This window comes from Fibrisoma limi BUZ 3, assembly GCF_000296815.2.
GTDB lineage: Bacteria > Bacteroidota > Bacteroidia > Cytophagales > Spirosomataceae > Fibrisoma > Fibrisoma limi.
On the sequence record NC_019017.1, the window covers coordinates 1 to 22,777 of the forward strand.

Consider the following 22,777-nt stretch of genomic DNA (forward strand, 5'->3'; position numbering starts at 1 on the left):
AAAAATATGTTTTCCGGAGAGGTATTCGAACCCAACCTCACGGGGTGCCGGAGGGGAAACTAAACGCCAGAAACCACTGGTGAAGACGCATCAGCGCACCTACCAGCAGGAATGGCATTAATTCATTGGCTCAGATCAGCCACGTGCAGAAGTGAAGAAGTCGATACCGGCCAGATCGTATCGGGGGATCGTCCGCTTGCAAGAAATTGGAACAAGGGGGGGGCGTACTTCGCAAGACGGCAAACAGCCACGTTGAGGCTTGAGCAATCTGCCAATCTGCCAGAACAGAAGGAAATTGAAAGTGATCAATGGAGAACTGACTACTGGCTTCTAGCCGCTCAAACCGCTGGACATCCTTACAGCAGGGGGTCTTGTAAATGACAGGACCGGTCAGGTTGGTCAGTTCCAGGTTGTCGGGGCACTGGCTTTTGCAGTCCTTGTTGGTGAGCAACAACTGCATCTTTTTGCCTCGCATCTGGCACCAGTGCTCAGCGACGACATGCCCAACACTGCCCAGCAGCACAAAGGCGGCCAGCCAGAGGCAGACAAGTCGCTTATACCAAGCCAATGTACGAGTATACACCTTCACGTTACAAACTTAGTCGTTCCCAACGTAAAGCGAATTACAGGATTCAAATAAGCTTTTACAAAATTTTTGGAATACTGTTTTAATATGAGCCAATGGGAAATCCCTATTCAACCTATCGGGTAATTTAGGGTTACTACAGGAAACCAATAAAAATATATAGAATATGGCTAACCAATTAGCACCCCAGAACTACCAGGATTGCATCGACGCCTGTCAGAACTGCGCCGTTGCCTGTGATGCCTGTGCCCAGGCTTGTCTTCAGGAAGAGGATGTCAAGATGATGGCCCGCTGTATCGAGCTGGACCGCGATTGTGCCAAACTGTGCTACACGGCCGTGACGTTTATGGCCAGCGGGAGCCAGTTCGCCCATCAGGTCTGCGAACTGTGCGCCCAGGTTTGTGACGCCTGCGCCGAAGAGTGTGAACAGCATGCGGCCCATATGGATCACTGCCGACAATGCGCTGAAGCCTGTCGCCGGTGTGCCGAGGCTTGTCGCAGCATGGTGAGTATGGCCGCCTAGTCGGCTCATCCCAAAAGCCAACGGCCCGTAACCTTGTCCTTTACGGGCCGTTGACGTGCCTCGACGCGAGTAGGTTGCCAAAGGTTATTGACGTATAATGGCCATCCTTACGTTTCCATCAACTTCCCAGACACATACCATTGACTTATTGGAGATCGCAATACTAGGCTTCTGACCTTTACCCAGAACTACCGGTTGGGCCTCATTCAACTTTACCCGAACTAGTCCGCTCTCATCCCAGGCCAGCGCGGTACCTGCCGGGCCAACAGCCGCCGTTACGTTTCGGCCGATGGCTACGGCCTGTTCCGGTTCATTCGGTCGGCAGGTGTACAGCGTGTTTTCCCGTCGCCAGACGGTGAGGGGTTGTCCGGTAGATGACAGCACGACCGCTCCGCCGTCCATCGGGCAGGCATTCAGCTTCCAGGTGCCGGAACCCAGTTTCTGCGCCGGCGTAAAAGTCGCCCCACCGTCGGCTGAATAGGCCAGGTAGAGATCACGGGAGCCGTTGAGCCAATTGCGGAATTGAATATAGACCTCTTTGCCTTTGGCCGCAATCGATACGTTGCAGCACTCGCAGACGGTGCCGCTGGGGGAGCGGTACACCACCCGATTGGCCGACCAGGTTCTTCCCCCGTCGTGGGAAGTAGCCATCATGATTTTGTTTCTTTTATCGCTCCGGAGGTCGAGCCAGGTTGCGTGAAACGTATTAGCTGCTACACCGGCCACAGCCTGAAAGCCTTCTTTGGCAATTTCCGGTACATCGTTGACTCTGACGGCAGGTGACCATTTGCCAGTTCGCCGATCCAGCGAGTACGCAAACACATCGCCCGCCCGGTTGACGGCCGTTATGACAACGAACTGGTCAGTTACCGCGAGCTGCGGACCGCGCTTGGCTCCGGCTACCAAGCCTGGTAGCACCGCCACCGCAACCGGCCGTCCCAATAGAGTCGATTGAGCAGTAGACACCGCATAGTAGATGGTTGAATCTTGGCCATATACCATGTGCAGAGTTCCCCGCTCGTCAGCCGTTATAACTGGCAAATGACCGGATGCTATGACGCGGCTAGTATCCGACGGCTGGCAATTGGCTGAAAGAAAAAGACAGAAAAAGAAAAAGTGAAGTAGATTGGGCATAGGTAACAAACAAATCAAGGTATTGAATTTATTATATAAGCGTTAAGAGGTAGAAATTCTTTGTTAAACTAAGTGTTTTTTGAGCAGGATATATTGAAATAATGAAGTGTTTAAACCAGCACACCTAACGCATATCGGAAATCTACCGAAGCGTCCACATGGGCGGTCTCACCGCGACCGGTCAGCTGGCGCTGGACTTACCGAGCCTGACCTATTTGTTTGGTTATGCCCGATCCTATGCTCAGTAAAACTGTTAGGAAAGCATCTCCTCAAACGCCCCATAAAAGCTACAATTGCTGACCTTCTCCGTATCACGGGGGAGCCTTTTCTGAGAATATGCCTTTTAAATTATCAGGCCACCGTGCGGTTCCCCGCTGGGACGCGGCTGATTTTTCTAGTGGCTGTCCAACTCAATCAGTAGCATATGAAGTATACCTAATAATAATTATAGGCACTGCTTATCTGAAATTTTAGCTATAAATACTTGGAAGCAAGTACGTTATGTTTTGTGTGCGAAAGTTTTGTACCGGTTGTACAGGATACCCCACCCATGAGTAAGTATAAAAACGTATTATTAAGTATTTTCTGTACATTGCATTGAATGGGTTCACAAACAGCTTGCTAGCACACGCGACCATACGGCAACAAATCGCCCGGCTACTACTGGGTCTGCTGGTGTTGATGCAATTCAACGCCATCGTGTTCCGCCATTCCCACCGCCTGGCCAACGGGCAGATCATTTCCCACGCGCACCCCTACAACCTCTTCAATAAATCGTGTCCGCTGTCGCCTAATCCGCACAAGACCCACGAACTGCTCCTGCTGGATGCCATCAGCAATGCGGTGTTCCTGCCCACGTTTGCCCTGCTGCTGGCCTTTTTGCTGCTGGTTCGGTTCATGATCCGGCCCGTTTTCATCCGGCTCAAACCTGGCATCCAAACCATTGCCCTAGCCCGACCTACCCTGCGCGGGCCGCCTGCTTCGTCTTCTTTTCTGAACTGACTGCGCCGGGGTTATCCTGCTGCGCCTGGTTGTCGTTTACCCGCGGGTGAATGATCGGCAGGTGACGCCGTAGCCCGACGCCTGTTATTTACTTCCCCCAAACTTCAATAACTCATGAAGAAGACAACATTGCTATATCTATTTGTTTCCCTGTCCATTTTTAGCACAGCCGCTTGTGAAACCTTTTTGCCCGACGAACCCGCCGACGACGCCTTGCTCGACGGGCCGATTGCTGACCTGACGCCCGAACAAAACGCCTTGTTCCTGGCGGGGGACGTGGCCTTTAACGATGAGGTGTTTACGCCTACTACGGGCCTAGGGCCCACGTTTGTAGCCACCTCCTGCGGCTCCTGCCACGCCGGCGACGGCAAGGGTACGCCCTTTTCCACGCTCGTGCGCTTCGGCCAGAACGACGAGACGGGCAACCAGTTTATGCACCTCGGCGGGCCGCAGCTCCAGAACCGGGCCATCCACGGCCATACGCCCGAACAAATTCCCAGCGGAGCACCCTTTGCCCAATTTACCCCGCCGGCCAATACGGGTCTGGGGCTGCTGGCCGCGCTCGCTGACGAGCAGATATTGGCCAATGCCGACCCGTTGGACAAGGATGGCGACGGTATATCAGGCGTACCCAATTGGATTCACCCACCGGATTATTTCAAGCCGCAGTGGTTTCACAAGCCGCAGAATGGGCGGTATATCGGACGGTTTGGCAAAAAAGCGGCCGCCATTGACCTGCTCCAACAAACGGTCAACGCTTACAAGCAGGACATGGGTATCACCAGCGAGTTCGACCTGGAAGATCCCATTAACCACGCCGTGTCCGCTCAGGCGGGTGATGCGGTGGCCGACCCGGAGGTATCGACCGCCAAGGTCAATGCGGTGGTGTTTTACCTGCGGACCTTGAAAGTACCGGTGCAACGGCGCCCGCAGGATGCGGCCGTCACCGCGGGCAGCCAGCTCTTTCTGGCGCTGGATTGTGGTAAGTGTCACACACCTGAATGGAAAACTCCCCAGTCCGACCTCCCCGTACTGTCAAATCAGACCTTTGCTCCCTACACCGACCTGCTTCTGCATGATATGGGGTCGGGGCTGGATGATGGCTACACGGAGGGCACCGCTAAAACGGGCGAATACCGGACGCCACCGCTGTGGGGGCTGGGGCTGTCCAAGAATTCGCAGGGGGGTAAGCTGTTTCTGCTCCACGACGGTCGCGCCCGCTCGGTCGATGAAGCCATCCGACTGCACGGGGGCGAGGCTGCCCGGAGTCGCAACCTATACAGTAAGTTGAACGACAAGGACCGGGGTGACCTGCTCGAATTTCTGGATTCCCTGTAAACCTAATCCTTCTTTATTTCATGGAAACCCAAAAAACGGTGAGCCGACAGCAGTTTCTCAAGACCTGCGGAATCGCCTGCCTGAGTGGGTCGGCGCTGTCGGTGGCCCTGACTAGTTGTGCCAGCGTATACTACGCCCAGGCCCCCCGCATCAAAGGCTGGGCCATTCAGATCAGCAAGAAAGAGTTTGACCTTAGTGACAAGGGGAAACGGAAACGGTCCTTCATGGTCGTGGAGATGAAAAACCAAGCGCACCCCATCTACCTGCGTCGGCTGGGTGATGATAACTACACAGCCGTACTGATGCAGTGCACCCACCAGGGCAATGATTTGAATGCCCACGACGGCTACCTGTCCTGTCCGGCCCACGGCAGTGAATACGACACGGACGGACGCGTAACCGAAGGACCGGCCGAAGAAAGCCTCAAGCGCTACCAGGTAACGACGGACGAACAGTATATCTATATCAACATCGCCTGATTATGAGAAATCTATATGCACTAATCGGGCTGCTGCTGAGCCAACTCGCTGGGTATGCCCAATCGGTACCTTCTGCACCAACGGACCCGTCGGCCGTATCCAAGTCGGCCGTAACTGATTCAGCGGTGGCCTCGCCCGGATCGCCGGAGCGGGTCATTTCTCCATCAGTCGCGACCACGACCAAGCCGGTAGTGGCCGATTCGACGCCCATGCCGAAGGCTTTTGCCGAATTGTTCTACCGCGATTCAACGCTGCGCAAGGGCAAGCCCGAGCAGGGCATGCTCAAACTGAACATGGATGCTACCTACGACCGGCCATTCCTGACGGCCAACAAAGTGCCCGTGTCAGTAGGCGGCTATTTAGAAGCCAACAGCCAGTACATGCAGACCGACGGGGTGACGGACGGGCTGTCGTTCCAGATGCGCCGATTGACGTTGTTTCTGGCCTCCAGCATCAACCGGCGTATCAAGTTTCTCTCGGAGCTGGAATTCGAGGATGGTACCAAGGAGATCAATATTGAGTTTGCGGCCATGGACATCGAGCTAACCCCGCTGCTGACCCTGCGGGGGGGCATCATCATGAACCCCATTGGCTCGTTCAACCAGAACCATGACGGACCGAAGTGGGAATTCATTGACCGGCCGATCTCCTCGGTCACGATTATTCCCGCGACTTGGAGCAACGTAGGCTTTGGCATCTACGGCAAGAAGTACACCCGCGATTGGGTGTGGGCTTACGAAGCTTACCTGACCAACGGATTTGATGACCAGATCATCGCCAACACCCAGAACCGGACGTTTCTACCCGCCACCAAAGCCAACCGGGACCGCTTTGACGAAAGCTTCAACGGGGTGCCGCTGGTGTCGCTCAAGACGGCTTTTAAACGGCGCCGGATCGGCGAAATCGGTGTGTCGTGGATGGGGGGCGTCTATAACATGTTTCAGGTAGACGGGCTGGTGCTTGACCAGCGTCGGCGCGTGGACGTGTGGGCCGTGGACTTTAATACGACCCTGCCAACGGGCACCTTCATTAACAGTGAGTTAGTCTGGGCCAGGATCGACGTACCGGCGACCTACACCCAGCAATTCGGCCGCATGCAGCAGGGCGGCTGGATCGACATTGTGCATCCTTTTCTGCGAAAGCCGATCTACGGCTGGAAGAAGGCCGTCATCAATGGGGCGCTACGCATTGAGCGGGTGGATTACAACGTGGGAACGTTCGCCGAAACCGGTGATTCTCTCGGCGATGACCTGTGGGCTATTGTGCCGGGGCTGAGCTTTCGGCCTTCCCCCACGACCGTGATTCGGGCGAACTACCGCTATCACTGGCAAAAAGACGTGCTGGGCAATCCGCCAGCTCGCATGGCCGGCTTTCAGTTCGGCTTCTCGACTTACTTCTAACGAATTGGGAAACGAGGGTCCGTTTAAAGTCCCTCGTACGTTAGCTAATTTCTGCTTGATCTTTCTGTTGACTATTCGTAAACCTCCTCCCCATGAACGTTGCCTTGTATCTTACGCTGATTTTGCTCGCTGGCCAACCCGGAACACGTCCCGAGGGTCGGGCGTGGCTCCACTCATCAAAACTGTCCATTCGCCCGGTTACTCATCATTGGTGCCGCCAGCCCATCCGTAACCTTCGCTGGTTACAACGCATGATTCAAAACGCCCGCTCCTGGCCACCCTACCACTACGGCTGGGAAGTACATCAGGCCCGCTGGCGGGGTCAGGAGGTGTTTGTGTTACACTTGTGTCGGTATTGCCGACAAAGTCGCGGTTTTCTGCTGTACAATCACTACGGCGAGTTGATCGGCCAGGGTGAAGGAGCTGATTCCGTGCGACTCACCGCCCTCACCCAGGACCGGATGCTGGCGGCTCATATGGGCCGAGTGAATCAGCCTGTCCGTGTTCATCCCGTAGGATCAAACACCGTACGAACGCATTGACGTAGCACCGCCAATCAATTGGTCCTCATCGACACCTAGGAGGACCTGAGGATCTGATTAGCCAGCCAAAAACCGAAGTAGACCGAAGCTGTGTATTCCTTAGGCAATGGTTTTTTAGGTATAGCTAAAGGTAATACCTTTAGGGCTTAGTTAATAGTAACCACCAGTTATATCAACCGATGGCTCTGGTTTTGGGGACGATGGCCCTGTTTTCCGGTGAACGACTTAGTGCTGAAGAACTACCCGACATTACGACGGCCAATGAAACTGATACTGATCTTGCTGGTGTTAAGTAGCTTAGTGGCGCTGCCCCACCAACGAACACCGACGACTAAGGTTGGTGATCGGCACCGGGTAAGCATTCATTTTTCCCTCCAGGTTGATGAGCAACCCCTAACACTGGATTCGTTACGCTATACCAATCGGTTTGGGGAACGCTATGCTCTTTCTTCGCTGGCATTCTACGTCAGCAATGTGCGCTTACTGCGCGGGGAGCAAGCTGCCTACGCAATACCCCAGGACTCCAGTTATTTTTTAATTCGGGCGGCTGATCGTCCTTCCCAAACCCTATCCCTGCCTCAGGTTCCACCGGGCACTTATACGGGCGTGGAGTTTATCGTGGGCGTGGATAGTTTACGGAGCGTTTCCGATATCAGTCACCGAACCGGCGTATTAGATCCCACGGAAGTTACCGAGGAGGATGGGGCGATGTACTGGGAGTGGAATTCAGGCTATATTTTTTTAAAGATGGAAGGATATTCACCCCAGGCTCCGCTCGATCCTTCCGGCCGGCGGAGCTTCCAATACCATATCGGGGGCTTTGGGGGCTATGACGAACCAGGACTGAATAATCTCAAACGCGTCAGGGTATTGTTCCCCCGGGCGCTTACCGTTGGCAAGGGTGCTGTCCCTCAGGTGAATTTGGCCGTCAACCTCAACCAAGTGTTTGACGGACCCAATCCAATCCGCCTGAGCCGGACCCCTTCCATTATGTTTTCCCCAGCGTCTAAACAGGTAGCCGATAATTACGCCACTATGTTTTCGTTGCAATCGATTCAGAATCAGTAATGAAGAAAATCTTGTTTTACTGCTTCGGGCTTATCGGAACGTTGATGCTGCTGGCCCAGACCTGTCAGACAACCAAGCCGCCCCAGCCCGCCCCAACCGTAACAGTAATCGGCCCGCCTATTCCGCTGGCGGTTCCGGCTAATTTTCCCCAGCCCCGGTTAGATACCTCCCTGAAGATAACGGCCGCGGGCGTGGCGTTGGGGCGCGTCCTGTTTTATGATGGGGATTTGTCCAGTAATCGTCAGATTGCCTGCGCCACCTGTCATCAACAAGCTAATGCGTTTACCCACCATGGACACCGCTTAAGCCACGGGGTTGATGATCGATTGAGTCGACGCAATGCCCCACCCATTCAAAACTTGGTTTGGGCCAAAAACTTCTTTTGGGATGGTGGGGTTCACCATCTTGACTTTACCCCTTTGACGGCTCTGCGGGATACGGCAGAGATGAACAGTGACATTGAGGCCATTCGTTTCAAGTTAGAACATTCCCGAATTGATTATAACGGAATGTTCGATAAAGCCTACGGCACCAGGGAGATCACCTCCCAGCGGCTCCTGCGAGCCCTCACCCAGTTCATGTCCCAACTGGTATCGGCCAGTTCACGCTATGACCGCTATAGTCGAGGTGAAGATACCACCCTGCTGACCAAGCAGGAGAAAGAAGGCCTGCAACTGTTTCGCAGCAAGTGTAGCCAATGCCACCAAGGCGAATTATTTACCGATTATTCGTTTCGCAACAACGGCCTGGCGGCTACCCGCAAACGGGAGGAACTGGAATTCGGCATGACCGAGGAACAGAAAGTACGCCTACTCGCCACGCGCGACGAGGGCCGCTACCGGGTTACACTTAATAAAAAAGACCGCTATAAATTCAGGGTCCCCAGTTTGCGGAATGTGCAGTACACGGGACCATACATGCATGATGGCCGCTTCACGGTACTGGCCCAAGTACTACGCCATTACGCCACGGGCATTGAAGATTCGCCCACGTTAGACCCCCGCCTACGAAAGGGCAAGAAACTAGGCATTCCCATGACCGACGATGAGCAGAAAAAAATTATTGCTTTTCTAAAAACCCTGTCCGATCCTGAGTTTATGAAAGACCCCCGGTACGCAGACCCCCGGCTTACCCGTTATAGTAAGTTGTAACGAGCGGAAATCAGGCGATTGGCCATTGAACTTGACCTATTGCGCCTGATTACCCTTCAATCGTTGGTATGTGACTGTGAAATTACTGAGCAACAGCCCCGTTGTTGCTGAACCGGCGGACAAACGACCGACCCATACGAGCAAAAGACGCAACAATCGCCCTTTAACGGTCGCAGGACCGTTTGGCAGCCTATACATTCATAAAAGAACTGACAGGCTTCAGTCGGCATGGTTTCGGAGTGAGCATGACCGCACTGTGGGCAGGTGATGATTGATTCGAGCAGCATTGTCGGTACGGTAAGCCATTTTTTCAGCCACTACAGCACGGTCAGGGTTAAGGCCATTTTATTGCGAACAGCCTGATAGTCTTGGCCCTGGTACTGGCCCGGCGTTTTATCCATAAAGTCCACATCCACCACATACTGCCCGGCTTCGTTTGGGGTCAGTGTCAGTAATCCGTTGGCATCGGCGGTCAGCTTACGCTGCTTACCATCGGGCATCGTTAGTTTGACCGGCGCGTTAGCATAGGCGGCACCGTCTTTCGTGATCATGAGCGTAGTCGACTTACCAATGGCTGGTTTGTTCTGGGGTGTTACGTCCAAGTAATGCACCGGTTTAGCAGACAGCTTTCCACTACCGATCTGACAGATAGCCCGTAGGTATTCGCGCGGGCGCACGATGCCGAGGTTATGTTTGGTCCAATCTTGCACGGCGCGGGTGTCATTGACTAACAGGACTTGGTACGTACCCGCCTGTTTGGGCGTAAACTGCACCTGATAGCAGTTCTCAGCAGGTGTTAATCTGAGCGGCTCGGTTGTACCGTCGGGCAACAGCACCGATGCGGTAAAGGCTTTGATGCCGTTCAGCATAGAGCCTTTTTCCCGCAATCCATTGTCAAGCTCGCCAAAATAACACTGTACAGTCAGGGGTTCGCCGACCTTGCCGGAGCTTTTGAGTTCAAGCCAGTAGCTGTGGGCCTGCGTCAGCAGGGGAAACAGGAGAAATAAACATAAAGAGATTGTGCGTGTCATGTTATAAATGATTAATGGGTTGAAAATTCAATCGTACCAGCCGTTTCCAGCGGTACTGCCGCCAGGCATAAAAGCCCAGTGCGAACAGCCAGACGAAGGGGGTTAGTAAGCCCGCCTGAACCGTCACCCGGTCGGTGTAGCGGCACCGTCCGGTATCAACCGGATCGATGTGAATCCGGTGATCCCAGGTACGGGCCAGATGGCCCTGCCCATTGTCCCGTACCCGAAATGAGCCGTCGTCAGCCAGGCCAGGCAATTCAATACGAATCAGTTGGTGACCAAGCGGAATCAGCCCGAATAGCAGCATTTTGGTTTCATACTCGCCTTCCTGCCAAATGGCCGGAAACGGGGTTTGGGGCACAAAGCGAATCAACGGATGGGCGACGTAGTGAAGCAGGACCGGGCGTTTAACCTGCTCATAAGCCAACTCAGCCGAAGCACCTAAAACCGAAGATAGGGTAACGATCATGACTTGAATGTTAAATTCTGTACCCGCACGGCGTTCAGGATGGCCAGTAGCGCAACGCCCACGTCGGCGAAAACGGCCTCCCACATGGTGGCAACGCCCCCGGCTCCCAGCAGGAGTACGATGGCTTTGACCACTAAGGATAGGGTAATATTCTGCCAGACGATCCGGCGTGTAGCCCGGCCAATCTCGACCGCCGTAGCAATCTTGGACGGTTCGTCGTTCTGAATGATCACGTCGGCGGTTTCAATGGTCGCATCCGAGCCAAGCCCACCCATCGCCATGCCCACATCAGCCAGGGCCACCACCGGCGCGTCGTTCACCCCATCCCCGACGAAAGCCAGCTTCGCCTTCGGATTAGTCGCTTGTTCGGCCTGCAAGCGTTCAACCTGCTTTACTTTGTCTTCGGGCAGCAGATCCCCGTGCCATTCCTCCACGCCCACCTCTTTGGCCACGGCTTCGACCACCGCCCCTTTGTCGCCCGACAGCATCACGGTGCGAATACCCTCCGCTTTAAGCCGTTGTACGGCTTTTACGGCATCCGGTTTCACCTCATCAGCAATGGTGAAGTAACCAGCAAATTTGCCGTCGATGGCGGTCATTACAATCGTGTAGGGGATTTGGGTCAGGACCTCGTCGAACGATACGTTAAACTTACGGAGCAGCTTGGCATTCCCGGCCAGCATGTCTTTCCCTTCGACCTTTCCTTTCAGGCCGTGACCGGCAATCTCCTCGACTCCTTCGACGGATGCGGTTAGGTAGCCTTTTTCTCCGCCGTTCCTACGGGCGTACTCAATAACCGCGGTGGCCACCGGGTGGGTCGATTTGCTTTCCAGGGCGGCCGTCAGCCGGGCCAGTTCACCCGCGTCGATGCCCACCGGCTTTACCGCCTGCACCTTGAATACGCCTTTGGTGAGCGTACCGGTTTTGTCCATGACAACGGTTTTGAGTTGGGTCATCAAGTCCAGAAATACCGACCCTTTGAACAGAATGCCTTGTCGCGACCCCGCCCCGATGCCACCGAAGTAGCCAAGTGGAATGGAAATGACCAACGCACAGGGGCAACCGATCACCAGAAACACCAGGCCCCGGTACAACCAGTCGGCAAAGCGGTAGTCGGCCACCAAAAAGTACGGCACGACCGTGATCAGCACGGCCAGCCCGCAGATGATGGGTGTATAGATTTTGGCGAACCGGGCGATGAATTCCTGCGTCTGCGCCTTGCGGCCCGTAGCCTGCTGCACCAGTTTGAGGATGCGCGACAGCTTGGAATCCTGATAGGGCGTCGTTACGTCCATTTCCACCAGCGACTGCCGGTTAATCATGCCCGCCAGCACCGCTTCGCCCCTGGCGATGGTGCGCGGAACGCTTTCGCCCGTCAAGGCCGCCGTATCGAACGTCCCTTGTTCCGAGCGCATGGTTCCATCCAGGCCGACTTTTTCGCCGGGCTTGATCTGGACCACTTCCCCAACGGCAACCGTTAAGGCCTTAACGGTCTGTGGTGTACCGTTGCGAATGACGGATACGGCATCTGGCCGAACATCTAAGAGGGCCTTAATCGACCGACGTGCCCGGAGGACGGCCGCATCCTGAAACAGCTCGCCGATGGTGTAGAACAGCATCACGGCCACGCCTTCGGGGTACTCCCGGATGGCGAACGCGCCGAGGGTGGCCACGCTCATCAGGAAGAATTCAGTGAATACGTCGCGGTACAGAATCCGGCTCCACGCCCGGCGCAGGACGGGCCAGCCCACGGGCAGGTACGCGGCTACGTACCAGATGAGTCGCCCCGGATCGCGAAACCAGCCCGGCGCGAAGTTATCCAGGGCGATGCCCCCCAGCAGCAGGACCAGACTAATGATTGCCGGGGCGTAGGTGTGCCAGGTTTGAACAGGTCCTTCCTTCGGCGCGACGTCAGCAGCAGGCGTCGTGCCGGCCTCGGCCAGTTCGACATCCTGATGGTCGTGTCCGTCGTGGTCTTGGTGTTGATCGTCGTTATGATTATGATCGTGTGCCATTACACTTTAGAATTCGATGAAAAAATTAAGTACGGCCAGCCCGACGAGCGTCAGGCCGGTAATCAGGTTTTCGTGATGCTCAAACCAGTGCGGGTGTACTCGTTGCAACCCCCGTCGACCGAGCGTCACCATCAGCAGCATACCCGACAGGGTGACCACGTTGTAGATCAGCGCCACCAGCACGACCGCACCCCAGCCCTTCGCGCCCGCGCTGAGAAAGTACGCTTCGATTTCCAGACAGGGCGAAAGAAACATGGCCAGCCCCAGCGACAGCAGCAGGGCCGAAAACGACCGCGCCTGACGAACCGCCCCCGTGTCGATATGATCGTGCACGTGCCGGTGGCGCAGATGTTGCATCAGGTACCACAGTCCCAAGGCCAGCAGCAGCAGGGGAATAGCCCGCTCCGACAATTCGTGGTAATTCTCGGCCAGTTGCCATCCGGCCAGGCTGACCAGTACACCCAGCAACGTGGTGCTGATCGTGTGCGCCAGGCCCGCTATGGCCGTCACGGTCAGTGTCTGCCGCCCGCTCCACCGCTCGGTTTGCCCGATGGTGACAAAGGGGAGCCAGTGACTGGGAATCAGCGCGTGTAGCAGACTCAGCGTCAGGCTACCAATCAGAATACTGTCCATCATTTAGGCTATTTAATGCGCGTGTCCTTCCTCTTCCCCACTGGCTGCTTTGAGCTGCGACAACAGGGCATACGCCCCCTTTACCACGACCCGTGTCTTCGCTATATCCACATTGCCCGGCAACGTCACCTGCGAATAGCCGCCTTCGGTTACGCCACGGCGCACAGGTATCTGTTTAAACCGCGACGGCGGACCGGACGTACCGTGTTGTTCTTTTTCACCTTCCTGGTGCCGGAGCGCCGGATCGTCGTGTTCTTCCTTATCCGAATGTTCTTCCTCCCCCTCCTTATGCTCATGCTGTTCGGGTGTTCGCTGGTCGGTTTCCACGAAGATGTAATCTTTACCCTCGGCCGATACGATGGCTCCTTCGGGCAGGGCTGTTACCCGGCTATCGCCCAAGTCTAAACTACCTTTTAGTGACGTATTCGGCGCTAACCGGGCATCGGGCTGGTCGAGCCGGGCCACCACTCGTACAGAACGGTCCGCGTCGATGGCCCGGTTGATAAAGCTAATACGGCCTGACCGTTCCCGGCCCGCTTCGTTATTCAAGACCAGGCTAACCCGCTGGCCCTCGCGCAACCGGGGCAAATCTTTCTCAAATACCGTCAGTTCAGCATACAAACCCTGGCTGCTGGTGAGCCGGGCAATCACGTCGGCGGGCTGCACGAACTGCCCCGACGTAGCCGGGATGTCGGTCACCACGCCCGACACCGATGCCGTAATGACGTAGGTAGCACTGAACTTACCCGCCAGGGCCGCCTGGGGCGATAAGCCAACCAGCCGAATCCGTTGCGCCAGGCCCGCCACCCGGGCGCGGGTCGCTTTCAGATCGGCGGTTGTTTGTTGCAGCACCTTCAGCGCACTGACGTTCTCCCGGCTCAGTTCCTGTTGCCGGGCAAACTCGGCTTCCAAGTACGTCAGGCGGCTGTGGGTTTCGGCGTATTCCTGCTGCACCCCGATGAGGTCGGGATTTTCGATCCGGGCCAATACCTGCCCCTTCCGCACGGGCTGGCCGGGCAGCAAGGGAATGGATCGTACAAAGCCGCCTTGCAGGGCCGTGATGTTCACCTGGCTCTGAGCAGGAACGGCTAATCGTCCATTGACCTGTAGCGTCTGGCCGAGGTTGCGGTATTCCACGCGGCCTACCGCTACGGCGGCAATCCGTAGCTGATCGTCGGTTAGCTCGACGACATCGGTCGGGCCTTCCTCATGCTCATGTTCCGCTTCTTGGACCTTTTGCGTCGTTTCTGCGGTTGGTTGATCTTTACAGCCCGTTGTGAAAAACAAAAGTCCTACGAGCAAAGCGATCGATATTTTATTTAACGTACACATCATGGTTCGAATGAGGTTACGGCAAGCCTACCAATTGCTCGAGTTGGACGACCGCCTGATTATATTGATTGATCGTGTCTACATAGCCCGTCTGGGTCTGGTACGCCCGCGTCAGGGCCTGAGCATATTCCAGATACCCCGCTTCGCCGGCCCGGAACGCTTTCTCGGCTCCCTCGGCCAGTCGGCGGGCCACGGGCAGTCCCGTCTGCTCATAGTAGCTCAAACTGGCCTGCTGTTTGCGTACCTCCTGTATGGCCGCTGCCAAATCACCTTGCAGATTCCGCTGGTTGAAGCCCAGCGAGGCTTCGGCGAGTTGCTGTCCCAATCGGGCCGATTCGATGCGGGCGCGTTGGGCTTTCTGGAACAGGGGAATCGATACGCTCACCTGTACCCCCTGAAACCGCCTTCCTCCCCCGAAGTAGCGCTCCTGCGGAACGCCGCCCGGCCCATCAACATTCTGCGTGCCGATCAGCGACTGGTTGAAGTAGCCTACCGAGTAGTCGGGCCGCAGGCGGGCCTGCTCGACGGCAATCTGCCCCTCGGCAATTGAAACCTGTTGCCGAAGCAGGGCGAGCGTTGGATTCTGGGCTAAGGCTGAATCGGCCAGTATGGGCAGGGGGCGACGAGTCAGCGGCTCATCGGGCAACGTTAGCCCACTCGTTGTGTTCAGTAGTGTTTGCAGACCCGTCAGGGCAATTTGCCGCTCGGCTTCAGTCAGCGCCAGTTGGTTGCGCACTTCCCCGATCAGATTGTCGGCGGTGGCCACTTCAAGCCCCGTGCCTTCGCCGGTACGCTGCCGCACGTCGGTGGCCCGGCGAAAGGCCACGAGCAAACTGTCCTGCCGGGCCAGCAGTTTCAGCCGTTCGGTCAGATACGTCAGTTCTAAGTACGTCCCCTTTACCCGCGCCCGCAACTCGATTTGGGTCAGTCGGGCCTGCAACTCACTACTCCGGATACCCGCATCCGCCAGCCGTTCCAGTCCCCGGATCAGCTTGCCATTCGGGATACTCTGGGAGATGGTTACGTTATTATCCCACCGGAGCGAGTTGTACTGACCGCTGACCAACGATACGTCGGTACGGCCAATCTCGCGGGCGGTGCGCCGACCCGTTTGCTGAATGGCGATGTTCAGACTACTTACCCGTCCTGAGCCGTTATTGGCGAGCGCCTGGTTCAGGGCGGCATCCAGCGTCAGTGGGGTAGCCGTCAGTGCCGTGGGCGAGGTTTGGGCCTGCGCGATTGAGCCAACGCCAACACCCAGCCCGGCGATCAGTAGCCAACTGGTCAATTTTCCGACCGGCTGCGGTGTGATACCCGATCTCTTTGCGCCCAAGGGACCCGTCCCCCCGGCCGTTTGCTCCCACCAATACAAACAGGGTAGTACCAGTAGGGTAAGCAGCGTAGCTGATACCAGTCCGCCGATGACGACGGTAGCCAATGGCCGCTGTACTTCGGCCCCGGCCGTTTGTGCCAAAGCCATTGGCAAAAACCCTAACGAGGCCACTAACGCAGTCAACATAACGGGGCGTAGCCGGGTAGCCGTACCCTGCAAAATGATGTCGCGCAAGTCCGTCTGTCCTTCGGTCGGGCCGCGTTCGGATTTGAGGTGGTTGAACTCGCCGATCAGTACGATGCCGTTCAGCACGGCTACGCCAAACAGGGCGATGAAGCCTACGCCGGCCGAAATACTGAACGGCATGCCCCGCAGCCAGAGGGCAATGACCCCACCAATGGCCGAAAGGGGAATGGCTGAAAAGATCAACAGGCTTTGCCGCACCGAACCAAACGTAAAGAATAACAGCAAGAAAATCAGGCCTAGGGCAACCGGTACGGCTATGCTCAGCCGCTCACGGGCCTCCTCTAAATTCTGAAACTGACCGCCGTAGGTCAGGTAGTAGCCAGGGGGCAGCTTCACCTGACGGTCCAGCTTCTGCTGTAACTCGCGCACGACGCTTTCCACGTCGCGTTCGCGCACGTTGAAGGCCACCGTGATACGCCGTTGGGCGTTCTCGCGCTGAATCTGGTTGACGCTGTTCTGAAACGATACATCGGCAATTTGGCCTAACGGGACTGCCTGCCCGTCTACCGTCGTCACCAATAAGTTCTGCACGTCTTCGAGCCGTTGTCGGCTTTGCTGCTGCAAACGAACCACCAGGTCATAGCGTCGTTCACCTTCGTAGACCAGCCCGGCCGAGGCTCCCGCAAAGGCCGCTTGCAGGTACCGGTTCGCTTCTTCGATGCTCAGGCCGAAACGGGCCAGCGCATCGCGGTCAAACTTGACCACAATCTGCGGCAGGCCCGACACGGGCTCAACGTAAAGGTCTTTCGCACCCGGCACCGTACTGACCACCCGACCGATGCGAACCGCGTAATCGGCTAGAATGCCCAGGTCCTCGCCATAGAGCTTCACCGCTACGTCCTGCTTCACGCCCGTCATCAGCTCACTGAAGCGCATCTGAATCGGTTGCAGAAACCCGAAACTCACGCCCGGAATCCGCTCTAATGTTGACTGCATTTTTTGCGCTAATTCTTCCCGGCTGCTCGCCGACGTCCATTCCTTTCGGTCTTTGAGAATCACCATCATATCAGCCGCTTCGATGGGCATCGGATCAGTCGGTATCTCGCTGGCCCCAATCTTACTGACAACTTCAACCACTTCAGGATACTCTTTTCTAAGTAACGCACCCGCCTGCTGAGAAGCATCTACCGTTTGGGCTAGTGACGAGCCAGTCATCACCCGGGTTTCAACCGCAAAATCGCCCTCGTCCAACTGGGGAATGAATTCGCCCCCTAAGCGGCTGAAGATGAACAGAGCCACGGCGAATAAGGCGACCGACAGCCCAACGACGATACGCTTATGCCCCAGGGTCCAGCGGATAGCCGGGTCATAGAGCCGATGGAAAAAGGCCATGATCCGGTCAGAGACTGTACGTGTTGCTTCCCGCACGGGCTTTTTGCTCAGCAGCAGGGCCGACACCATCGGCACGTAGGTCAGGGAAAGAATAAACGCCCCGGCGATAGCGAAAGCGACCGTCTGCGCCATTGGGCGAAACATTTTGCCTTCAATTCCTACCAGGGCCAGAATGGGCAGATAGACGATAAGGATAATAATTTCGCCAAAAGCCGCTGATGAGCGGATTCGGCTGGCCGACTCATACACCTCCTCGTCCATTTCGGCTTGGGTCAGATTATGCCGGTAGTTTTTCAGGGCGATGTGGTGCAGGGTAGCCTCGACGATAATGACGGCCCCATCCACGATCAGCCCGAAGTCGATGGCCCCCAAACTCATCAGGTTGCCCGAAACGCCGAATAGATTCATGAGAATCACGGCAAAGAGCATCGAAAGGGGAATGACCGACGCCACCACCAGGCCCGCCCGCCAGTTGCCCAGCATCAAGACCAGCACGAAGACGACGATCAAGGCTCCTTCGATCAGGTTCCGTTCGACCGTGCCGATAGCGCGGTTGACGAGCTTCGTGCGATCCAAGAAAGCGTGAATCTCGATGCCTTCTGGCAGCGACTTTTTAATTTGTTCGATGCGGGCTTTGACGTTGCCGATCACTTCGGAGGAATTGGCCCCTTTGAGCATCATGACGATAGCTCCGACCACTTCCCCTTCATCATTCCGGGTCATAGCCCCGTAGCGAATCGCCGAACCAAGCTGCACCTGCGCCACGTCGCGCACCAGTACCGGTACGCCTTCGTCGGTTCGGCGCACGACGATTTTACCAATGTCCGCTACCGTACGAATCAGCCCTTCGGAGCGAATGAAGTAGGCATTGGGACGACGGTCAATGTAAGCTCCCCCCGCGTTCTGGTTATTGCGTTCGAGGGCGGTGAACAGTTCGTTCATCGTCACGCCCGTGGCCCTCAGCCGCTGCGGATCGACGGCCACTTCGTATTGTTTCAACAACCCCCCGAAACTGCTAACGTCGGCCACTCCCTTCGTTCCCAATAGCTGTCGCCGAACGATCCAGTCCTGAATCGAGCGCAGTTCCATCGCCGGGTAGCGTTTTTCGTAGCCGGGTTTAGCCCGAATTACGTACTGGTAGATTTCGCCCAGACCAGTAGTGACGGGAGCCAGTTCGGGATCGCCGGCATTGGCTGGTATCTGGGAGCGGGCCTGTTGCAGGCGTTCAAAGACCTGTTGGCGGGCTACCAGCACATCGACCGCATCGGTAAAGACGATGGTGACAACCGATAAGCCAAAGCGCGATATGGACCGTACCTCGACCAGATCGGGCAGGGTCGCCATGGTCTGTTCGATGGGAAAGCTGATGAGCCGTTCCACATCGGGGGCCGATAAGGCGGGGCTTTGGGTGATGACCTGCACCTGGTTGTTGGTGATGTCGGGCAGGGCGTCAATAGGCAATCGGGTCAGTGAATAGCCCCCCCACACGATGAGGGCGAGGGTGAACAGCCCGATGATAAGCTTATTCTGAATAGAAAATCGAATGATGCGATCCAGCATGATCGTGTCTGAATAGGTTGACAAAAAAGAGATGCCGAACGCGTACAAACCGCCTAACTACACCTTTCCAAGGCCTAGCTGGGCAGTCCTTCGCAAACGGCGCAAGTGATCAGACCTAAAGTTGAGGAGGTTGCCAAATGGCCGTAATGGGGTCGAGGGGGTGTTCGGAAGCGTAGCTAAACCCAGCTACCGCGACCAGTGCATTTTCGACGGAGGGAGAGAGTGAATACTGGAGTCGAGGGGCGACCGTCAGGGTAGCCGCGCAGCAGGCGCAGGTACAGAAGGGCGAACAGGCATCGTGTTCGTGGTGATGCGACTGCTGGGATTCGGTTGGTGTGGCTGATGCGACCATAGCCCGGCCTGCCTGACCGGTTGTCGGTAGGGGTTCATCTGCACATGGCCACAGCGAGAGAGCCAGCAGATAAAAGGCCAGTAGGGTTGTTAGCCACTTCACAAGTGCAAAGGTACGGCAAAAGCTTGTGCAACAGGGAGTCAAAAAAGAAATCTCTTAAACCACGGCGGACCGAGAATTATCCGCTCGGTCCGCGACCGGTCAGCCGACGCTGGGCGTACCGTTCGCAGTCGGTCCCGCAGTCGCGTACGGTACCGATGCGGCTGGGCCGGCACTCCGGCGCACCACCCCCGTCCGTTTCGGCAAAACTACCCTCCTTGCTATGAAGGCGGCAATTATATATTTGCTAGTAGTCAGGAAGAATTGCCAATGGGTCGGCTCCTGCGCTAACTGGGGTAACCGGATACGTAAGTAGCCGGGTTTAACCCGAAAATCACCTGCTATTCCAATGGCCGATTTTTGCTGAACTGGCTGGTTTTCCTTGCTCCATGTTCAGCAAAAGCCAAAGAGCAAGATGGCACTAATGTTGTACCGGTAGCGCAAAATTCGGTAGTTGAATAGCCAACAATTGTTAGTGAAGTGATGAGCGGTAACTGACGCTATTCATTATGGACTAGCTCTTTGGGGTTCATGGCTGGCTTGCAGGGAGCAGTTTTTTACTAAGATTCACCTATTTTGTTTTTCATTGAGCTACTTATCCGACTATTTTGTGGCTGACCACCTGTTTACTGCCAGCAACCATGAGCCAAACGTCCTTGCTGCTATTTCTGCTGAGTCTGCCGTTGGTTGCTCAACCGAGCTTGGCCCAGCAGCAGGTAGTTATCCAAGTAAACCATGTAGTTGGCACAAGCCACTTGACGCGTTCGCCAGCAACGTTCGTCACGGCCCAGCAGGAACGCTTTACGGTTACGCGTCTGCACTACTACCTCAGCAATGTTCGACTGGTGAAAGCCGACGGTTCCGCCTGGGTATTGCCCCCGGACAGTAGTTACTTTCTCATTAGGGCTGAAGCGCCAGCCTCGCATCAAATTACTTTACCCCATGTGCCGGTTGGCGAGTATACTGGGCTTCAATTCATGATTGGTGTTGACAGCCTGCGTAACACCATGCCGCCTAGCCAGCGAAAAGGCTGTTTAGATATTGGGGGGGAAGCCAATGGCATGTACTGGTCGTGGAACGCTGGCTATATTTTTTTTAAATTTGAAGGCCTCTCGCCCCAGGCACCGATGGATAAAACATCGGGTAAACACGAATTTACTTTTCACGTAGGCCAGTTTGGCGGCATGAAGATCCCCACCCCCAATAACACCCGTCTGGTTTCACTTTCCTTTCCTGATCAGCCGTTAAGGGTTGTTCCGGGCCACCACGCGCAGGTCGCATTGTGGGCCGACCTGCTTAAAGTATTTGATGGGGTCCACTCCATCCGGATTGCCGAACACCCAAACGTGATGATGCAGCCCGTCGCGGCCCGCATTGCGGACAACTACAGTAGAATGTTCTCCCTCCAGAAGCCGCAAAACTAACCCTTGTCTGCCATGCCCCTACGAATGACCGTTCTGCTCCTGGCCACAATGTTGCTGCTGGCGACCGCCTACCGATCCGTTCAGAACCCCTATCTGCCCATGCCTTTCCCCAAGCCCGCTCATTTTCCCGAGCCGGTTTATGACTTCAACAAATATCCCTTAACCAAGGTCAAGATTGCCCTGGGCCGCCGTCTGTTTTACGATCCTTTTCTTTCGCGCGATGGGTCGGTTAGCTGCGCCAGTTGCCACCAGCAGGCCTCCGCGTTTACCCAGCACGGTCACCGGCTCAGCCACGGCATCAATGACTCGCTGACCGAACACAATTCAATGCCCTTGATGAATCTGGCTTGGCAGGATAAGTTCGGTTGGGATGGTGGCATTCATGCCCTGGATCTGTTTCCGGTTTCTCCCCTGCAGCATCCGCATGAGATGGGCGAAAACCTGGTTAATCTACTGGGTAAACTGCGCCAGAACGAATCGTACCGGTTACAGTTTTTGGATGCTTTTGCCAATGATAATGTGTCGAGTGATCAACTCCTGCAAGCCTTATCCCAGTTTATGCTGACGATGGTATCGGCAACTTCACGGTATGATCAGTTCGTGGGTCAGCAGCAACAAACGCTAACCCAGGACGAGCAGAAAGGACTAACGGTGTTTGAGCAAAAGTGCCATTCCTGCCACGGCGGATTTCTGTTTACGGACCTCTCCCTACGCAATAATGGCTTACGCGCTTTCAATCGGGCGGACATTGGCCTGGAAAAAATAACGCAGAAAACCTCGGACCGCTACAAGTTCAAAGTACCTAGCCTGCGCAATGTAGCGGTTACGGCTCCCTACATGCACGATGGCCGGTTTGGCACGCTGGAAGAAGTACTGGATCATTACTCGGATGGGGTAGTTAAATCCGCTACGCTTGACCCACTCCTTACCGCCAGGGGCAAACTAGGCATACGGCTGTCTGCCGCCGAGAAACAGCACCTGATTCAGTTTCTGGGCACCCTAACTGATAAGCAATTTTTAACCAATCCCGCTTTTTCAGAACCGGAAACAGATGCCATGTACCGGCAACGAATAGATTTTCCGGTGGCCACCATCCGACCCGAGGTGCCCGTTCAGTTACAACCCCTTATGCAACGACTGGCTCAATTACAAACGGCGGCCCAAGACGCGGACGTTCTCCGGATCAGCGACCTGGCCACACAGTTGAAGATCGACTTAGAGCAAGTGGATGTAAGCATGATGAACGAAGCCCAGCGTCAGTTCTACAAAGAGCAGTCGGTCAGTATGCGTCTGGATGCCGATCACTTGATTCGTATCAAAGAAATTTTGCACCAAAAGCAACACCTGGCGACGCTATTCGAAAAGGGAAAATTGATTTCCTTCGCCTTTAAACTGAATAAGTAGCTAACAGCCTGTCGGGCGGACTGGGCTCAGAATGTATGCCCCCAAATGCCACAAAGTATGCGTATACTACGGATAGTAGTTGACAGTTATTAAAAAGTAAACGTCCAAATTAACGCCCGTTTTAAGGATACGGCCGCTGAATTTAAACCGGCTGCTCCAAGCTTACCTCCTCACAATCTCGAATTGCCATCTCACGAATTAAAGCCTCATTTTCAATAGCAGGCCTGAGTTTGTGAGACTGTTTTTGCCAAACGACCGCAATCGGTGTGCCGACCCAGGCCGGACCATGAATTTTGTACCTTCCGCAGATATACCCAATTATCT

The 22,777-nt window shown here is 55.5% G+C and carries 20 protein-coding genes; 10 read left to right on the plus strand and 10 right to left on the minus strand.

Annotated elements, in window-relative coordinates; genetic code table 11:
* Window positions 1–130 precede the first annotated feature (130 nt).
* Window positions 131–568, minus strand: a complete 438-nt coding sequence (locus BN8_RS30640) for an HYC_CC_PP family protein (RefSeq protein WP_040007201.1) — start codon at window positions 566–568, stop codon at window positions 131–133.
* A gap of 184 nt (window positions 569–752) precedes the next feature.
* Between BN8_RS30640 and BN8_RS32690 the strand changes: the two genes are divergently transcribed.
* Window positions 753–1,109 carry a four-helix bundle copper-binding protein gene (locus tag BN8_RS32690; protein ID WP_015056866.1) on the plus strand — a complete coding sequence of 119 codons (357 nt, stop codon included), beginning with the start codon at window positions 753–755 and terminating at the stop codon, window positions 1,107–1,109.
* An 84-nt stretch (window positions 1,110–1,193) separates the two neighbouring features.
* Here the strand turns inward: BN8_RS32690 and BN8_RS30650 are convergent, their stop codons facing one another.
* Window positions 1,194–2,111: a sialidase family protein gene (locus BN8_RS30650; RefSeq protein ID WP_015056867.1), complete on the minus strand. Its 918-nt coding sequence runs from the start codon at window positions 2,109–2,111 to the stop codon at window positions 1,194–1,196.
* 750 nt (window positions 2,112–2,861) lie between these two features.
* Here BN8_RS30650 and BN8_RS30655 point away from each other — a divergent pair.
* The 7 genes from BN8_RS30655 to BN8_RS30685 all read left to right on the plus strand — a co-directional run bounded on the left by BN8_RS30655 (window position 2,862) and on the right by BN8_RS30685 (window position 9,223).
* Window positions 2,862–3,245 carry a DUF8478 family putative metalloprotein gene (locus tag BN8_RS30655; RefSeq protein ID WP_040007205.1) on the plus strand — a complete coding sequence of 128 codons (384 nt, stop codon included), beginning with the start codon at window positions 2,862–2,864 and terminating at the stop codon, window positions 3,243–3,245.
* Between the two features lie 114 nt (window positions 3,246–3,359).
* Window positions 3,360–4,583 carry a di-heme oxidoredictase family protein gene (locus BN8_RS30660; protein WP_015056869.1) on the plus strand — a complete coding sequence of 408 codons (1,224 nt, stop codon included), beginning with the start codon at window positions 3,360–3,362 and terminating at the stop codon, window positions 4,581–4,583.
* Between the two features lie 20 nt (window positions 4,584–4,603).
* Window positions 4,604–5,062: a QcrA and Rieske domain-containing protein gene (locus BN8_RS33055; RefSeq protein ID WP_015056870.1), complete on the plus strand. Its 459-nt coding sequence runs from the start codon at window positions 4,604–4,606 to the stop codon at window positions 5,060–5,062.
* A gap of 2 nt (window positions 5,063–5,064) precedes the next feature.
* Complete coding sequence (locus BN8_RS30670) at window positions 5,065–6,462, plus strand: hypothetical protein (RefSeq protein ID WP_015056871.1); 1,398 nt, start codon at window positions 5,065–5,067, stop codon at window positions 6,460–6,462.
* A 92-nt stretch (window positions 6,463–6,554) separates the two neighbouring features.
* On the plus strand, window positions 6,555–7,004 hold the full coding sequence (locus BN8_RS33060) for a hypothetical protein (RefSeq protein ID WP_015056872.1): 450 nt from the start codon (window positions 6,555–6,557) through the stop codon (window positions 7,002–7,004).
* Between the two features lie 261 nt (window positions 7,005–7,265).
* Window positions 7,266–8,072: an MbnP family protein gene (locus BN8_RS30680; RefSeq protein WP_040007208.1), complete on the plus strand. Its 807-nt coding sequence runs from the start codon at window positions 7,266–7,268 to the stop codon at window positions 8,070–8,072.
* Entirely contained in the window at window positions 8,072–9,223 is a 1,152-nt protein-coding gene (locus BN8_RS30685) for a cytochrome-c peroxidase (RefSeq protein WP_015056876.1), read from the plus strand. The genes BN8_RS30680 and BN8_RS30685 overlap by 1 nt, the downstream gene beginning before the upstream one ends.
* Window positions 9,224–9,279: 56 nt before the next feature.
* Here BN8_RS30685 and BN8_RS33730 read toward each other — a convergent pair whose 3' ends face one another.
* The 8 genes from BN8_RS33730 to BN8_RS32700 form a co-directional block, all read right to left on the minus strand.
* Window positions 9,280–9,510: a GDCCVxC domain-containing (seleno)protein gene (locus BN8_RS33730; protein WP_083882557.1), complete on the minus strand. Its 231-nt coding sequence runs from the start codon at window positions 9,508–9,510 to the stop codon at window positions 9,280–9,282.
* Window positions 9,511–9,540: 30 nt separating this feature from the next.
* Window positions 9,541–10,254 (minus strand): DUF4198 domain-containing protein, encoded by a 714-nt coding sequence (locus tag BN8_RS30690; protein ID WP_015056877.1) that lies wholly within the window; start codon window positions 10,252–10,254, stop codon window positions 9,541–9,543.
* Window position 10,255: 1 nt separating this feature from the next.
* A complete protein-coding gene (locus BN8_RS30695; protein ID WP_040007210.1) occupies window positions 10,256–10,723 on the minus strand; it encodes an Rv1443c family protein in 468 nt (155 codons plus the stop codon).
* Complete coding sequence (locus BN8_RS30700) at window positions 10,720–12,738, minus strand: heavy metal translocating P-type ATPase (RefSeq protein ID WP_015056879.1); 2,019 nt, start codon at window positions 12,736–12,738, stop codon at window positions 10,720–10,722. The genes BN8_RS30695 and BN8_RS30700 overlap by 4 nt, the downstream gene beginning before the upstream one ends.
* Before the next feature lie 6 nt (window positions 12,739–12,744).
* Window positions 12,745–13,371 (minus strand): hypothetical protein, encoded by a 627-nt coding sequence (locus BN8_RS30705; RefSeq protein ID WP_040007212.1) that lies wholly within the window; start codon window positions 13,369–13,371, stop codon window positions 12,745–12,747.
* 12 nt (window positions 13,372–13,383) lie between these two features.
* Window positions 13,384–14,703: an efflux RND transporter periplasmic adaptor subunit gene (locus BN8_RS30710; protein ID WP_085950561.1), complete on the minus strand. Its 1,320-nt coding sequence runs from the start codon at window positions 14,701–14,703 to the stop codon at window positions 13,384–13,386.
* A gap of 16 nt (window positions 14,704–14,719) precedes the next feature.
* Window positions 14,720–19,174, minus strand: a complete 4,455-nt coding sequence (locus BN8_RS30715; protein ID WP_040007213.1) for a CusA/CzcA family heavy metal efflux RND transporter — start codon at window positions 19,172–19,174, stop codon at window positions 14,720–14,722.
* A gap of 115 nt (window positions 19,175–19,289) precedes the next feature.
* A complete protein-coding gene (locus BN8_RS32700; protein ID WP_083882558.1) occupies window positions 19,290–19,628 on the minus strand; it encodes a DUF6660 family protein in 339 nt (112 codons plus the stop codon).
* A 638-nt stretch (window positions 19,629–20,266) separates the two neighbouring features.
* Between BN8_RS32700 and BN8_RS30720 the strand changes: the two genes are divergently transcribed.
* Window positions 20,267–21,049: an MbnP family protein gene (locus BN8_RS30720; protein ID WP_040007215.1), complete on the plus strand. Its 783-nt coding sequence runs from the start codon at window positions 20,267–20,269 to the stop codon at window positions 21,047–21,049.
* 12 nt (window positions 21,050–21,061) lie between these two features.
* Window positions 21,062–22,453 carry a cytochrome-c peroxidase gene (locus BN8_RS30725; RefSeq protein WP_015056884.1) on the plus strand — a complete coding sequence of 464 codons (1,392 nt, stop codon included), beginning with the start codon at window positions 21,062–21,064 and terminating at the stop codon, window positions 22,451–22,453.
* Window positions 22,454–22,777 lie beyond the last annotated feature (324 nt).

Bases quoted from the DNA above. Each gene is read 5' to 3' on its own strand.
- BN8_RS32690 (WP_015056866.1), top strand. From the start codon at position 753: ATGGCTAACCAATTAGCACCCCAGAACTACCAGGATTGCATCGACGCC.
- BN8_RS30650 (WP_015056867.1), bottom strand. From the start codon at position 2,111: ATGGTATATGGCCAAGATTCAACCATCTACTATGCGGTGTCTACTGCT.
- BN8_RS30660 (WP_015056869.1), top strand. From the start codon at position 3,360: ATGAAGAAGACAACATTGCTATATCTATTTGTTTCCCTGTCCATTTTT.
- BN8_RS33055 (WP_015056870.1), top strand. From the start codon at position 4,604: ATGGAAACCCAAAAAACGGTGAGCCGACAGCAGTTTCTCAAGACCTGC.
- BN8_RS30670 (WP_015056871.1), top strand. From the start codon at position 5,065: ATGAGAAATCTATATGCACTAATCGGGCTGCTGCTGAGCCAACTCGCT.
- BN8_RS33060 (WP_015056872.1), top strand. From the start codon at position 6,555: ATGAACGTTGCCTTGTATCTTACGCTGATTTTGCTCGCTGGCCAACCC.
- BN8_RS30680 (WP_040007208.1), top strand. From the start codon at position 7,266: ATGAAACTGATACTGATCTTGCTGGTGTTAAGTAGCTTAGTGGCGCTG.
- BN8_RS30685 (WP_015056876.1), top strand. From the start codon at position 8,072: ATGAAGAAAATCTTGTTTTACTGCTTCGGGCTTATCGGAACGTTGATG.
- BN8_RS33730 (WP_083882557.1), bottom strand. From the start codon at position 9,510: ATGCTGCTCGAATCAATCATCACCTGCCCACAGTGCGGTCATGCTCAC.
- BN8_RS30690 (WP_015056877.1), bottom strand. From the start codon at position 10,254: ATGACACGCACAATCTCTTTATGTTTATTTCTCCTGTTTCCCCTGCTG.
- BN8_RS30695 (WP_040007210.1), bottom strand. From the start codon at position 10,723: ATGATCGTTACCCTATCTTCGGTTTTAGGTGCTTCGGCTGAGTTGGCT.
- BN8_RS30700 (WP_015056879.1), bottom strand. From the start codon at position 12,738: ATGGCACACGATCATAATCATAACGACGATCAACACCAAGACCACGAC.
- BN8_RS30705 (WP_040007212.1), bottom strand. From the start codon at position 13,371: ATGGACAGTATTCTGATTGGTAGCCTGACGCTGAGTCTGCTACACGCG.
- BN8_RS30710 (WP_085950561.1), bottom strand. From the start codon at position 14,703: ATGTGTACGTTAAATAAAATATCGATCGCTTTGCTCGTAGGACTTTTG.
- BN8_RS30715 (WP_040007213.1), bottom strand. From the start codon at position 19,174: ATGCTGGATCGCATCATTCGATTTTCTATTCAGAATAAGCTTATCATC.
- BN8_RS30720 (WP_040007215.1), top strand. From the start codon at position 20,267: ATGAGCCAAACGTCCTTGCTGCTATTTCTGCTGAGTCTGCCGTTGGTT.
- BN8_RS30725 (WP_015056884.1), top strand. From the start codon at position 21,062: ATGCCCCTACGAATGACCGTTCTGCTCCTGGCCACAATGTTGCTGCTG.